This window comes from Tritonibacter sp. SIMBA_163, from assembly GCF_046535935.1.
In the GTDB taxonomy this organism is placed as follows: domain Bacteria; phylum Pseudomonadota; class Alphaproteobacteria; order Rhodobacterales; family Rhodobacteraceae; genus Epibacterium; species Epibacterium scottomollicae.
The window spans coordinates 42292-55983 of record NZ_JAWJBP010000015.1 but is presented as its reverse complement, the minus strand read 5'-3'; the positions used below and the strand labels follow the sequence as shown (position 1 = coordinate 55983).

The 13692-nt window shown below is 63.1% G+C and carries 11 protein-coding genes; 8 read left to right on the top strand and 3 right to left on the bottom strand.

The window, feature by feature from the left end; all coding sequences use genetic code 11:
• Positions 1-14: 14 nt before the first annotated feature.
• Entirely contained in the window at positions 15-875 is an 861-nt protein-coding gene (gene bhcR / locus R0J92_RS17200) for an HTH-type transcriptional regulator BhcR (RefSeq protein ID WP_317385082.1), read from the bottom strand.
• A gap of 168 nt (positions 876-1043) precedes the next feature.
• Here bhcR and bhcA point away from each other — a divergent pair, with 168 nt between their 5' ends.
• The 4 genes from bhcA to bhcD all read left to right on the top strand — a co-directional run bounded on the left by bhcA (position 1044) and on the right by bhcD (position 5531).
• Positions 1044-2234 carry an L-aspartate--glyoxylate aminotransferase BhcA gene (bhcA, locus tag R0J92_RS17195; protein WP_411052518.1) on the top strand — a complete coding sequence of 397 codons (1191 nt, stop codon included), beginning with the start codon at positions 1044-1046 and terminating at the stop codon, positions 2232-2234.
• Positions 2234-3199 carry a beta-hydroxyaspartate dehydratase BhcB gene (bhcB, locus tag R0J92_RS17190; RefSeq protein WP_411052517.1) on the top strand — a complete coding sequence of 322 codons (966 nt, stop codon included), beginning with the start codon at positions 2234-2236 and terminating at the stop codon, positions 3197-3199. The genes bhcA and bhcB overlap by 1 nt, the downstream gene beginning before the upstream one ends.
• A gap of 23 nt (positions 3200-3222) precedes the next feature.
• The gene (gene bhcC / locus R0J92_RS17185) at positions 3223-4386 is read left to right on the top strand and encodes a 3-hydroxy-D-aspartate aldolase BhcC (RefSeq protein ID WP_411052516.1); all 1164 of its coding nucleotides are present in this window, start codon (positions 3223-3225) and stop codon (positions 4384-4386) included.
• Positions 4387-4565: 179 nt separating this feature from the next.
• Positions 4566-5531, top strand: coding sequence for an iminosuccinate reductase BhcD (gene bhcD, locus R0J92_RS17180; RefSeq protein ID WP_411052515.1), 966 nt, complete (start codon positions 4566-4568; stop codon positions 5529-5531).
• A 70-nt stretch (positions 5532-5601) separates the two neighbouring features.
• Here the strand turns inward: bhcD and R0J92_RS17175 are convergent, their stop codons facing one another.
• Entirely contained in the window at positions 5602-6531 is a 930-nt protein-coding gene (locus R0J92_RS17175; protein ID WP_317385077.1) for a LysR family transcriptional regulator, read from the bottom strand.
• Positions 6532-6708: 177 nt separating this feature from the next.
• Here R0J92_RS17175 and xdhA point away from each other — a divergent pair, with 177 nt between their 5' ends.
• The 4 genes from xdhA (at position 6709) to R0J92_RS17155 (ending at position 13030) form a co-directional block, all read left to right on the top strand.
• Positions 6709-8172 carry a xanthine dehydrogenase small subunit gene (xdhA, locus tag R0J92_RS17170; RefSeq protein ID WP_411052514.1) on the top strand — a complete coding sequence of 488 codons (1464 nt, stop codon included), beginning with the start codon at positions 6709-6711 and terminating at the stop codon, positions 8170-8172.
• A 14-nt stretch (positions 8173-8186) separates the two neighbouring features.
• Positions 8187-10520 (top strand): xanthine dehydrogenase molybdopterin binding subunit, encoded by a 2334-nt coding sequence (gene xdhB, locus R0J92_RS17165; RefSeq protein WP_411052513.1) that lies wholly within the window; start codon positions 8187-8189, stop codon positions 10518-10520.
• A 7-nt stretch (positions 10521-10527) separates the two neighbouring features.
• On the top strand, positions 10528-11379 hold the full coding sequence (gene xdhC / locus R0J92_RS17160; RefSeq protein ID WP_411052530.1) for a xanthine dehydrogenase accessory protein XdhC: 852 nt from the start codon (positions 10528-10530) through the stop codon (positions 11377-11379).
• 67 nt (positions 11380-11446) lie between these two features.
• Positions 11447-13030, top strand: coding sequence for a xanthine/uracil/vitamin C permease (locus R0J92_RS17155; protein ID WP_411052512.1), 1584 nt, complete (start codon positions 11447-11449; stop codon positions 13028-13030).
• Between the two features lie 106 nt (positions 13031-13136).
• On the opposite strand, the gene R0J92_RS17150 is transcribed toward R0J92_RS17155, so the two are convergent.
• Positions 13137-13604, bottom strand: coding sequence for an Lrp/AsnC family transcriptional regulator (locus tag R0J92_RS17150; RefSeq protein WP_411052511.1), 468 nt, complete (start codon positions 13602-13604; stop codon positions 13137-13139).
• Positions 13605-13692: the final 88 nt, after the last annotated feature.

Below are 13692 nucleotides of genomic sequence, written 5' to 3'. Positions count from 1 at the left end.
GACCTGCTCTTTTCCTAGGCGTCACCGCCTTTGTGTGCGACAGGCGCGACCCCGCCGATAGCCTGCGTCAACTGTTCAGCGGCCTCGATCACCGGGCGGCTCAGCTCTGCAATCTCCTGCTCGCTGATGCGGCTGGTGGGGCCTGAGACCGAAATCCCGGCAACCGCCTCGCGGTTCATGTCGAACACCGGCGCCGCGATACAGCGCATGCCGGCGTTCTTTTCCTCATTGTCGACCGCAAAGCCCTGCGTGCGGATCGCTGCCAGATCCTGTTTCAGCGCGTCGCCGTCGGTGATGGTGTGGTCGGTAAAGACCTCCAGCCGGGTCGCCGCCAGCAAGCGATCCAACCGACTTGCCTCCATCTGCGCCAGCAGGGCCTTGCCGATACCGGAGGCATGCATTTGCGACAGGCTGCCGGGCGGGAAGAAGGCGCGGATGCTGGCGTGGGTTTCCACCTGGCTGACAAACAGCACATGGCCCTCTTTCTCGATGCCGAGGTTGGCGGTTTCGCCGGTCACCTCCATCAGCCTGCGCAGGATCGGACGGGCCCGGTCCACCAGGCTGGTGCGGCGCAGAAACCGCGCGCCGATCACGAAGGCCTGCGCGCCGATGTGCCAGAGCTGTTCCTCGGTGTCGAACTCCACCAGCCCGCGCCCCTCCAGCGTCACCAGGATGCGGTAGACGGTGGCGGGCGACTGGCCCATGTCCTCGGCGATCGACGTCAGGGGCTTGCCCTGCGCCTCGCTCAGGAACTCGAAGACCTCCATCGCCCGGTCGAGTGATTTGATGGTGTTCTGCGCCGTCTTGTCGTGCCAGTCCCGGGGCCGCCCCCGGGCCCGTCGGGTGGTCTTGGGGCCAGTTTCTTGCGAATCCATCAGATCCCTCCGGTTTTGCGCGAAATTCGAATTCACGATATGAAAAACTCAAACACCTGACAAGGAACGATATTTCTGACCACTTCCATTTTCGAAAAACGATTTCAAAAAAATTTCGCTCGGTGCCTCCCCTGCCTATGCTGAATTTCAGACGGAAGGAGACATTCCATGAGCTTTCAAAACCCCGTATTCATCCCGGGTCCGACCAACATCCCCGAGAGCCTGCGCAAAGCCTGCGACATGCCGACGATCGATCACCGCTCGCCGCTGTTCGGGCAGATCCTGCATCCGGCCCGCGAAGGTGTGCGCAAGGTTCTGAAAAGCACCTCCGCCGAAGTTTTCATCTTCCCCTCCTCCGGCACCGGCGGCTGGGAAACCGCGCTGAGCAACACGCTCTCGGCAGGCGATACCGTGCTTGCGGCGCGCAACGGCATGTTCAGCCACCGCTGGATCGACATGTGCCAGCGCCACGGGCTTGATGTGCAGATCGTCGAGACCCCTTGGGGCGCGGGCCTGCCCGCCGACCGCTACGAGGAGATCCTGAGCGCCGACAAGGGCCACAAGATCAAGGCGGTTCTGGCCACCCACAACGAGACTGCCACGGGCGTGAAATCCGACATTGCCGCGGTGCGCCGCGCGTTGGATGCCGCTGGCCACCCGGCGCTGCTGTTTGTTGATGGCGTCAGCTCCATTGCATCAATGGATTTCCGCATGGACGAGTGGGGCGTCGACGTGGCGGTCACCGGCTCGCAAAAGGGCTTTATGCTGAGCGCGGGCCTCGCCATCGTCGGCTTCAGCCCCAAGGCGATGGAGGCGACCAAGACCGCCCAGCTGCCGCGCACCTTCTTTGACGTGCATGACATGGCCAAGGGCTATGCCAACAACGCCTATCCCTACACGCCTGCCGTGGGTCTGATGAACGGGCTCAATGAATCCTGCAAGATGTTGCTGGCTGAGGGACTGGAGAACGTCTTTACCCGCCACCACCGCATCGCCGAAGGGGTGCGTGCCGCCGTGGGCGCCTGGGGGCTGGAGCTCTGCGCCGCGTCGCCGGAGGTCTACTCCGACACCGTCAGCGCCATCCGCACGCCCGAAGGGTTCAACGCCACCGATATCGTGACCCATGCCGCCGACAAATACGGCGTCGCCTTTGGTGTGGGTCTGGGCGAGGTCGCAGGCAAAGTGTTCCGCATCGGCCACCTCGGCAGCCTGACCGATGTGATGGCACTCTCCGGGATAGCCACCGCCGAGATGTGCATGGTCGACCTTGGCCTTGATATCCAACTCGGCTCCGGCGTTGCAGCAGCGCAAGATTATTATCGCGGCAACGCGACCTCAGCGCAGCAGGACGCCGCCTGATGAAGGACAGCGCGATGTATATCCCCACCTATGAGGACATGCTGGCGGCGCATGAGCGGATTGCCCCGCACATCCGCCGCACGCCAGTCCGCACCTCGGCCTACCTGAACGAGCTGACCGGCGCGGAGCTGTTCTTCAAATGCGAGAACTTTCAGGAGCCGGGCGCCTTCAAGGTGCGCGGAGCCAGCAACGCGGTCTTCGGCCTGGACGAAGCGCAGGCGGCCAAGGGCGTGGCGACGCATTCGAGCGGCAACCATGCCTCCTGCCTGTCCTATGCGGCGATGCTGCGCGGCATTCCCTGCAACGTGGTGATGCCGCGCACCGCGCCGCAAGCCAAGAAGGACACTGTGCGCCGCTATGGTGGCAAGATCACCGAATGCGATCCCTCCACCTCGTCGCGCGAGGAGACCTTTGCCCGCGTGCAGGCCGAGACCGGCGGCGATTTTGTGCATCCCTACAATGACCCGCGTGTGATCGCGGGCCAGGGCACCTGCGCCAAGGAATTCGTGGAACAGACCGACGGTCTTGACCTTGTGGTGGCCCCGATCGGCGGCGGTGGCATGATCTCTGGCACCTGCCTGACCCTGTCGACGCTGGCGCCCGAGACCAAGATCATCGCGGCGGAGCCCGAGCAGGCCGATGACGCCTACCGCAGCTTCAAGGCGGGCTACATCATCGCCGATGACGCGCCCAAGACCATCGCCGACGGGCTGCTGGTGCCGCTGAAGGATCTGACCTGGCATTTTGTGTCGAGCCACGTATCCGACATCTTCACCGCCTCCGATCCCGAGATCATCGACGCGATGAAGCTGATCTGGAAGCACCTGCGCGTGGTGATGGAGCCTTCATCGGCTGTGCCCCTCGCCACCATCCTGAAAAACCCCGATGCGTTCAAAGGCAAGCGCGTCGGCATCATCATCACCGGCGGCAATGTCGACCTCGACAAACTGCCCTGGACCCTGTGAAACCCACTAAGGGAGTGACCAAAATGAATGCACCCGTGAATTTCGACAATCTCGAAGTTGGCTACGACGTCCCTGCCCTGCCCGGCATGGACGAAGCCGATATCCAGACCCCATGCCTTGTGCTGGATCTGGACGCGCTGGAGCGCAACATCAAGAAGATGGGCGACTATGCCAAGGCGCATGGCATGCGTCACCGCGTGCACGGCAAGATGCACAAATCGGTGGATGTGGCCAAGCTGCAGGAAACCCTGGGCGGCGCGGTTGGCGTCTGCTGTCAGAAAGTCTCCGAAGCCGAAGTCTTTGCCCGCGGCGGCATCAAGGACGTGCTGGTCTCCAACCAGGTGCGGGACGCGGCCAAGATCGACCGCCTCGCCCGGCTGCCGAAACTGGGCGCGCGCACCATCGTCTGTGTCGATGACATCGCCAATGTCGCCGATCTTTCCGCCGGCGCGACCAAGCACGGCACCCAGATCGAGTGCTTTGTCGAGATCGACTGCGGCGCCGGGCGCTGCGGTGTGACCACATCCGAGGCGGTTGTAAAAATCGCGCAAGCTATCGACGCCGCCGACGGCCTGAAGTTCACCGGCATCCAGGCCTATCAGGGCGCCATGCAGCACATTGACAGCTATGAGGGCCGCAAGGAGAAACTCGACATCGCCATCGCGCAGGTGACCGAGGCCATCGAGGCGCTGAAAGCTGCGGATCTGGAGCCAGAGCTGGTCTCCGGCGGTGGCACCGGCTCTTACTACTTCGAGAGCAACTCCGGTGTTTTCAACGAGTTGCAGTGCGGCTCCTACGCCTTCATGGACGCAGATTATGGCCGTATCCTCGACAAGGACGGCAACCGCATCGACCAGGGCGAATGGGAGAACGCGTTCTTCATCCTGACCCAGGTGATGAGCCACGCAAAATCCGACAAGGCGATTGTTGACGCTGGCCTCAAGGCGCAATCGGTGGACAGCGGGTTGCCGTTCATCTTTGGCCGCACGGATGTGGAATACGTCAAATGCTCCGACGAGCATGGCGTGGTTGCCGACCCCGACGGCGTGCTCAAGGTCGGCGAAAAGCTGAAGCTGGTGCCGGGCCACTGTGACCCCACCGCCAATGTGCACGACTGGTACGTCGGCGTGCGCGGCGGCAAGGTCGAGACCCTGTGGCCGGTATCGGCGCGTGGCAAGGCCTACTGACGATCAACCCCGAACTGGCGGAGGTGCGCATCGCCGCCCTCCGCCGACTTTTTATTGTGCCTCGCGGCCCCGACAAGCGGGTCGCGCCCGAGCCTCGATGAGTGCGTAAGCGCCCTCTCGGGGGGAGGGCCGGGCGCGGTCCGGGCTGTCAGCCCGCGCCAGACGAATGGAGACACCTCATGTATATCGTTCCCGAACGGGCGATTGCCGACCTGATGACCCGCAAGGCCGCCTTTGACGCGGTGGAGCAGGTCTTTGCCGCCATGGCCGCCGGTGACGCCTACAACTTTCCGGTGGTGCGCGAGGCCATCGGCCATGAAGACGCGCTCTACGGCTTCAAGGGCGGCTTTGACCGCGCGGGCCTGACGCTGGGGCTGAAGGCCGGCGGCTACTGGCCCAACAACCTGGAAAAGCGCGGGCTGATCAACCACCAGTCCACCGTTTTCCTGTTTGATCCCGACACCGGAAAGGTGCGCGCCATGGTCGGCGGCAACCTCTTGACCGCTCTGCGCACGGCGGCGGCGTCGTCGGTGTCGATCAAGCATCTCGCGCGCGAGGACGCCAAGGTGATCGGCATGATCGGCGCCGGGCATCAGGCCAAGTTCCAGCTGCGCGCCGCGCTGGAACAGCGCGACTTCGACAAGGTGATCGGCTGGAACCTGCATCCCGAAATGCTGCCGAACCTCGAAGAGGTCGCCACCGAGGCTGGCCTGCCGTTCGAAGCCGTGGAACTGGATGGTCTGAAAGAGGCGGATGTGATCATCTCCATCACCTCGTCGTTTGATGCCACTCTCAAGGCCGATCAGGTCAGCCCCGGCACCCATATCGCCTGCATGGGCACCGACACCAAAGGCAAGCAGGAGGTCGATCCCGAACTGTTGGTGCGCGCCGATGTCTTTACCGACGAGGTGGCGCAGTCCATTTCCATCGGCGAGGCGCAGCACGCGGTGGCGCAGGGGCTGATTGCGGAGGCCGATGTGGCGCAGCTGGGTGCGGTCATCAACGGCGCGCATCCGGGCCGGACCTCGGCGGAGCAGATCACCCTCTTTGACGGCACCGGCGTCGGCCTGCAGGATCTGGCCGTGGCCTCGTCGGTCGTTGAACTCGCGGTCAAACAGGGCATCGCCATCGAGGTGGATTTCTGATCTCGACCCGGCGTCACACCACCACTCACGAAAAACGCCCCGCAGATTTGCGGGGCGTTTTTTGTTTACGTCAGGCCGGATCGGCGCGCGGTGCCTCAAGGCCCTGCAGGTAGGCCTGCCCCCGGCTGGTAATGAAATCCACCAACAGCCTGACTTTGGGATCTTGAAATTTCTTGTGCGGGTAAAGACAGCCGAAAGTCGCCGGGATCGGATGCGCCTCGGGCAGGATTTCCACTAGTGCGCCGCTGCGCAGTGCCTGCGCCACCTCAAACCTCGGCTTGTTGATGATACCGCGCCCGTCCAGCGCCCAGTTCAGCAGCACATCGCTGTCATCGGCGTCATATTTGCCTTTCACCTCGAACTTACGAAAGCCGGACCTGGTGTTCAGGGTCCAGTAGTATTCCGGCGAGCGCGGATAGCGCAGCAACAGGCAATTGTGCCCCTTCATCAAATCTTCGGGCGCGTCTGGTGTGCCGAACCGCTCCAGATAGTCGGGCGCGGCGCATAGCACCCGGTCACAGGTGGCGATCTTGCGCATCTTCAGGCTGGAATCATGCGGGTTGCCCACGAAGAACGCCACATCGATGCCATCGGCAAGGATATCCACCTTGCGGTCCGACATCCGCATGCGCACCTCGATGTCGGGATGGGCCTCGACAAAATCCGGCACCAAGGGGGCGATGATGCGTCGCCCGGCGGCGAGTGGCGCGGTCACCCGCAGCGTGCCGCGCGGCGCCCCGGAGAATTGCGCCACCACGGTTTCGGCCTCGTCCACGGCGCTCAGGATGCGCAGCGCTTCCTTGTAGAACTCGCTGCCCACCTCAGTCGGCGTCAGTGATCGGGTGGTGCGATTGAACAGCCGCACGCCCAGATGCTGCTCCAGTTCCTTGATTCGTTTGCTCGCCACCGCAGGGGTCAGACGCAGGTCGCGCCCGCCCGAGGTGATGCTGCCCAGTTCCACCACCCGGCAGAACACCCGCAGGCTCTCAAGATACGCCATTATAAGCCATTCAAAATCCTCAACACTTGTGCGCACGCCCAGTATACACGCACGTTCGGCGCGCTTCTTTCAACGATTTGTTGAAAGTATTTCGCAAAGCCCACCATATTTAGAGGCAGTCATAAACAGTAAACTCCCGACACTCCTGCCAGGCAGGAGATGGAATTGGGAGGGCAAATGGCTCAGCAGAACGATATCCGCTTCCTTCTGAACGGGGAGGAGAAGACCGTCACCGAGGTGAAGGCAACGCTCACGCTTCTGGATTACCTGCGTCTGGAACAGCGGCTGACCGGCACCAAGGAAGGCTGCGCCGAGGGTGACTGCGGCGCCTGCACGGTTCTGGTTGGACGTCTGCATCAGGGCCAGCTGCACTACGAGACGGTGAATGCCTGCATTCGTTTTCTGGCCTCGCTCAACGGCTGCCACATCGTCACCGTCGAACATCTTTCCGGCCCCATGGGCCGCCTGCACCCCGTCCAACAAGCGATGGTGGATTATCACGGCAGCCAGTGCGGCTTTTGCACGCCGGGCTTCGTGATGTCGCTCTATGCATTGTGGATGGGCAACCCTGAGCCTTCGGTACAGGAGGTCGAGACCGCCATCCAAGGCAACCTCTGCCGCTGCACCGGCTATGAGCCGATCGTGAAGGCGGCAATGGCGGTGACGCAATACGGCTCTCCCGCGCATGACCACCTGACCCGCGAGCGCACGGATGTGACCGCGCGGCTGATGGCGCTGCAGCCAAAATCGCGTATCGAGACCGGCCCCGAAGACGACCGCGCCATTCTGCCGCTGGATGTGGCCGATCTGGCAAAGGTGCTGGACGAAAACCCCAAGGCCACCATCGTAGCAGGCTCAACCGATGTGGGGCTGTGGGTGACCAAATTCATGCGTCCGATCTCTCCGGTGGTCTTCATCACCCATCTGGAGGGGCTGAAGTCCATCGACCTGAATGAAGATGCGCTGACCATCGGCGCCGGCGTGACCTATTCCGAGAGCGAGGCCGCGATCCGCGAGGCCTTCCCGTATCTCGGCGACTACTGGGACCGCATCGCCGGTTGGCAGGTGCGCAACATGGGCACCATCGGCGGCAATATCGCCAATGGCTCGCCGATCGGGGATACGCCGCCGGTGCTGATCTCGCTTGGTGCGGAGGTCATGCTGCAAAGTACACGCGGCACCCGCATCTTGCCGCTCGAGGATTTCTTCATCGACTATGGCAAACAGGACCGCGAGGCAGGCGATTTTGTTGCCGCCATCCGCATTCCGCGCAGCCAACCGGGCCAGATCGACGCCGCCTACAAGATCTCCAAACGCCGCGACGAGGATATCTCCTCCGTCGCCGCCGGGGTCAGTGTCACCGTCACCGAAGGCATCATCACCGCCGCCCGTCTGGCGTTTGGCGGCATGGCCGCGACGCCCAAACGGGCCGCGCAGGCCGAAGCCGCGCTGATCGGACAGCCCTTCACAGCTGCAACCTTCGATGCGGCAGCAAAGGCGCTGACCCAAGATTTCACCCCGCTCAGCGATTGGCGGGCCAGCGCGGACTACCGGACTACGGTCGCGGCCAACCTGCTGCGCCGGTTTCAGCTGGAACATGACACCAATCAGGACGCGCCGGTGCGTCTGGCCATCGCGTGAGGGAGGACAGGACCATGAAAGATCTGAACACCACCGCCGAGATCAAGGGCGCCGCCCACCAGGACCTCAAGCACGACAGCGCCATCAAGCAGGTGCAGGGCCGGGCCGACTACACCGATGACATCGCCGAACCTGTGGGCACCCTGCACGCCTATCTCGGGGTTTCCACCGTGGCACATGCCAACATCCGCGGCATGGATCTGTCCCGGGTGCGCTCTGCGCCGGGCGTGGTGACCGTGCTGACCGCCGACGACATCCCCGGCGTCAATGACGTCAGCCCCACCGGCAAACATGACGAGCCGGTGTTTCCGACCGAAAAGGTGGAATTCCACGGCCAGCCGCTGTTTGCGGTGATCGCCGAGAGCCGCGATGCGGCCCGCCGGGCGGCGGAACTGGCGGATGTCGACTATGAGGTGCTGCCGCACGCGCTGGATGCGATTTCGGCCCGCGACGCTGGCATGCCGATGGTCACCGACCCGCTGAAACTGGAGCGCGGCGATGTGGAGGCTGGTCTGGCCGAAGCACCGCACCGGCTGCAGGGCCGCGTCACCGTCGGCGGGCAGGATCACATGTATCTCGAGGGCCATATCGCCTTTGCCATTCCGGGCGAGGATGACGATGTGATCGTGCATTGCTCCACCCAGCACCCAAGCGAGGCGCAGCATATGGTGTCTCATGTGCTGGGCGTGCCGTCGAATGCGGTGGTGGTGAACGTGCGCCGCATGGGCGGCGGGTTTGGCGGCAAGGAAAGCCAGATGAACCTGTTCTGTGCTGTCGCAGCCCTTGGCGCCAAGAAGCTGAACCGACCCGTCAAGATCCGCCCCGACCGCGATCAGGACATGACGGCAACCGGCAAGCGGCATGACTTTGTGATCGACTATGATCTCGGCTTTGACGGTGAGGGGCGCATTCAGGCGGTGGACAGCCAGTTTGCAGCGCGCTGCGGCTATTCCTCGGACCTATCCGGCCCGGTGACGGATCGCGCGCTGTTTCATGCCGACAACGCTTATTTCTATCCTCACGTCCGCCTGATATCCTGCCCACAGAAGACAAATACAGTCTCTAACACGGCGTTTCGCGGCTTCGGCGGCCCCCAGGGCGTGGTCGCCGCAGAGCGGATGATCGAGGAGATTGCCTATGCGCTTGGCAAGGACCCGCTGGAGGTGCGCAAGGCCAATTTCTACGGCGAGATCGGCGATGGGCGCACCCTCACCCCCTATCATCAGGAGGTCGAGGACAATGTGATCGGTCGCATTGTCGAGGAGCTGGAAGAGAGCAGCGACTATCAGGCCCGCCGTGCAGAGATCATTGCCGACAATGCCAAGGGCGGCATCATCCGTCGTGGCATCGCGCTGACCCCGGTCAAATTCGGCATCTCCTTCACCGCCACGTGGTACAATCAGGCCGGAGCGCTGATCCACATCTACAACGACGGTTCGATCCATCTGAACCACGGTGGCACCGAGATGGGTCAGGGCCTGAACACCAAGGTCGCGCAGGTGGTGGCCGAGGCGTTCCAGGTTGATTTCGACCGCATCAAGATCACCAAGACCACCACGGAAAAAGTTCCGAACACATCGGCCACGGCGGCCTCCTCCGGGTCTGACCTGAACGGCATGGCGGCGCTGGATGCCTGCGAACAGATCAAGACTCGGCTGGTCAAATTCGCTGCCGAGAGCCGGGGCGTGGCAGAAAGCGCCGTCAGCTTTGGCCCCAACCACATTCGCATCGGCGAGGAGGTGGTGGACTTCGCCGCCTTCATTCGCGAGGCCTATATGGCGCGGGTGCACTTGTCGGCAGCAGGCTTCTACAAGACGCCCAAGATCCACTGGGACCGCGCGGCGGGCAAGGGACGGCCGTTCTACTATTACGCCTATGGCGCGTCCTGCTCGGAGGTCGCCATCGACACGCTCACCGGCGAATACCGGGTCGAGCGCACGGACATCCTGCATGACGTGGGTCGCTCGCTGAACCCGATCTTGGACAAAGGGCAGGTTGAGGGCGCGTTTATCCAGGGCATGGGCTGGCTCACCACCGAGGAGCTGTGGTGGGATGATGCAGGGCGCCTGCGCACGCATGCGCCTTCGACCTACAAGATCCCGCTGGCCTCGGACCGGCCGCGCAGTTTCAACGTGAAGCTCGCTGACTGGTCGGAAAACCGCGAGATGACCATCAAACGCTCCAAGGCCGTGGGCGAGCCGCCCTTCATGCTGGGGATCTCGGTTCTGGAGGCGCTGTCGATGGCTGTGGCTTCGGTTTCCGACTATCGCGAATGCCCGCGTCTGGAAACGCCAGCCACGCCCGAGCGCGTGCTGATGGCAGTCGAACGGCTGAAGGCCGGAGTGTAAGCCCATGATGCAGGCAGAGAAACTCAGACAGTATCTCGACGCCGCCGGTCCGGTGGCAAGCCTGCGGCTCACGCGGGTGCGGGGGTCGTCCCCCCGTGCCACCGGCACCGAGATGTTCGTGCGCGCCGAGACCCTGTTCGGCACCATCGGCGGCGGCCAGCTGGAACATATCGCAATCGAGGCGGCGCGGGATTTGCTGGCCGCCGGCAACCTGTCGCACCATATGGATGTACCCTTGGGGCCGGAGATCGGCCAGTGCTGCGGCGGGCGGGTGGAGATCGCCATCACCCGCATGAGCGCCTCTGACAAATCCGCCGCAGTCGAGGCCGCGCAGGTCGAAGACGCCGCGCGTCCGGCGGTCCATATCCTTGGCGCGGGCCACGTGGGCCGCGCACTTGCGGATCTGTTCCAGCATCTGCCGCTGCGCACGGTGCTGATCGACCAGCGACAGGACGAGCTGGACCAATCCGAAGCTTTGGTCGAGCGTCGCCTCAGCGCGATCCCCGAGATCGAGGTGATGAACGCCGCCCCCGGCAGCGCCTTCATTGTGCTGACCCATGACCACGGGCTTGATTTCCTGCTGACCTCGGCGGCGCTGCAACGCGGCGACGCGGCTTATGTGGGGATGATCGGCTCTGCCACCAAGCGGGCGAAATTCGCCAGCTGGACACAAGAACACTGCGACGGGCTTTCTGTTGCAGACCTGATCTGCCCTATCGGGGCAGGCGGCAGCCGCGACAAGCGGCCTGCTGTGATCGCCGCCCTTGTGGCAGCCGAAGTGATCACCGCGCTGACCTCTGAAACTGCCGCATTTCACCCCGACTTCGGGGACGCTGTCTCGCATCTCGCGGCGCAGTGACACATCACCGGAGGCACGTGGAGGGAGGAGTACCGCCCGTGCATCCGGTTGTAAAAGGGAGGTCCCCATGAGGGATGGGAGTTATAAATACTCGCTGTTTCACCGCAGCGATTTCAGCGCGTTCTGGGCGCTGTTCACCGACAATCTCGTCAACTTGATGGTGCTGGCAGGCGTCTGTCAGTTCGTCTTTCAGATGCCCGCCGAGATCGTGTACGGGCGCATCGTTCCCGGGGCAGGCGTCGCGATCCTGGCTGGCATCATTGTCTATGTAGCGCTGGCGAAACGCGCGGCGGCGCAGCACGGGCGCGACGTGACCGCCCTGCCCTACGGCATTTCGACGCCGGTGATGTTTGTCTATCTGTTTGGCGTGATCGGACCGATCTACTGGGCGACCAATGATCCGTTAATCGCCTGGCAGGTGGGCATCGGGGCTGGTTTCATGGGCGGCATCGTCGCAGCCCTCGGCGCCCTCATCGGCCCCTGGCTGAAACGCGTAACACCGCGCGCCGGCATGCTCGGCACGCTGTGTGGTATTGCGCTGGTATTCATCGGCACCGTCCCGCTGGCCACCGTGTTCGAGAACCCCTACGTCGGCTTTGCCTCGATGATCATTATCCTCTGGGGGCTCGTGGGACGCTTCCGCCTGCCCTACAATATCCCTGCAGGTCTGCTGGCGCTGATCGTCGGCACCCTGGTGGCGCTGGCGCTTGGCACCTCCACCATCAGCGTCGAGGGCATCGGGTTCTACCCGCCGCTCCCTTACTTCGGGGATCTGATCGCGGGCATCCAGTATCTGTTTGTGAACCCGGAGCTGTTCCTGGTGCTGGTCCCGGTGCAGATCTATAATTTTATCGAGACCATGAACAACGTCGAGAGCGCTGAAAGTGCGGGCGACCATTACCCAGTGGCCACCTGCCAGATCACTGACGGGGTGGGCACCATGATCGGTGCGGTCTTCGGTTCGCCCTTCCCGACCACCGCCTATATCGGCCATCCGGCCTACAAGCGCATGGGCGCGCATGCGGGTTACATCATCGGGGTTGGCACGGTGATCCCGCTGGCGGCGATCTTCGGCCTGCTGGCCTTCCTCAACAACCTGATCCCGGTGGCTGCTGCCGCACCCGTGCTGGTCTTCGTGGCGCTGAGCCTGATCACCAATACCGCCCATTCGGTCAAGACCGAGCATATGGCGGCTGTCACCATCGCGATGATGCCGCATGTCTCCGCATTCCTGATGGTGAAATGGGGCTCGCTCATCGGTGCGCTCGGCGCGGTTGGTGTCGCGGGCGTGCCGCAGCTGGGCGATGACGCGCTGACGGCGGCGCTGCTGCAGCAGGGCGCGCATTTCAGTGGTCATCTGTCGCTGTCACAGGGGGCAATCCTGACTGGCCTGATCTGGGGCGCGATCGTCGCCAGCGTCATCGACGGCAACTTCCGCAACGCGGGGGGCTTTGCCCTGGCGGCGGCGGCTATGGCGTCGATCGGGGTGATCCATGGCGCAAGCCTTCACTGGCCCGAACTCGGCGGTGTTTCCGGCGGCTATTTGATCGCAGCTGCGTTCCTGTTCATCTACCCTCTGTTCCACAAGGACGATGATCTGGTGAACAACAACGCCGTGGTCGACGAGGTGTCCCCTCAGGCTGCCGAATAGTCAAAGCCGTTCGTCATACCCTAGTGAAGGGTCGGGCCATATCCTTCGGGATGTGGCCCGTTTTCATATCAGATCCTGATGCGTCAGATGATCTCTCCGACCGCGATCAGCCCGTGTCAGGCACCACCGGCATTGAGAACCCGGTCTTCACCCGGTCCATCACCGCGCTGGTGCGAAAGCGCAGCACGTTCTCCTCTGCAAAGAACTGACGGCGGGTGAAGTCATCGTAATCCGCCATGTCACGGGCCGAGATCATCAGGACAAAATCCGCGTTTCCGGTCACGTAGTAGCACTGCATGACCTCCGGCGCGGCCCGCATCTGGGCCTTGAACCGGTCCAGATCCTCCATCCGTTCGTTCTGCAGCGTCACCTCGACGATCAGCAGCAACCCGCGCCCTACCTTATCGGGCGCAAGCACAGTGATTTCGGATTCCACTACATCGGAGGCCCGCAGCCGCGCCAGCCGCTTGCGGCAGGCATCGGGCGACAACCCCACCCGCTGTGACAACGCCTCCGCCGTCAGCCGGGCATCGGTCTGGATCGCCTCCAGGATGAGCGCATCGAATCTGTCCATGTCAAAAGATATGTCGGAATTTCGGCTCCCGTGTAAGACAGGGAGCCACTCAAAGCCCAATTTCGGACAAGAGCTTACTACTTTTGCC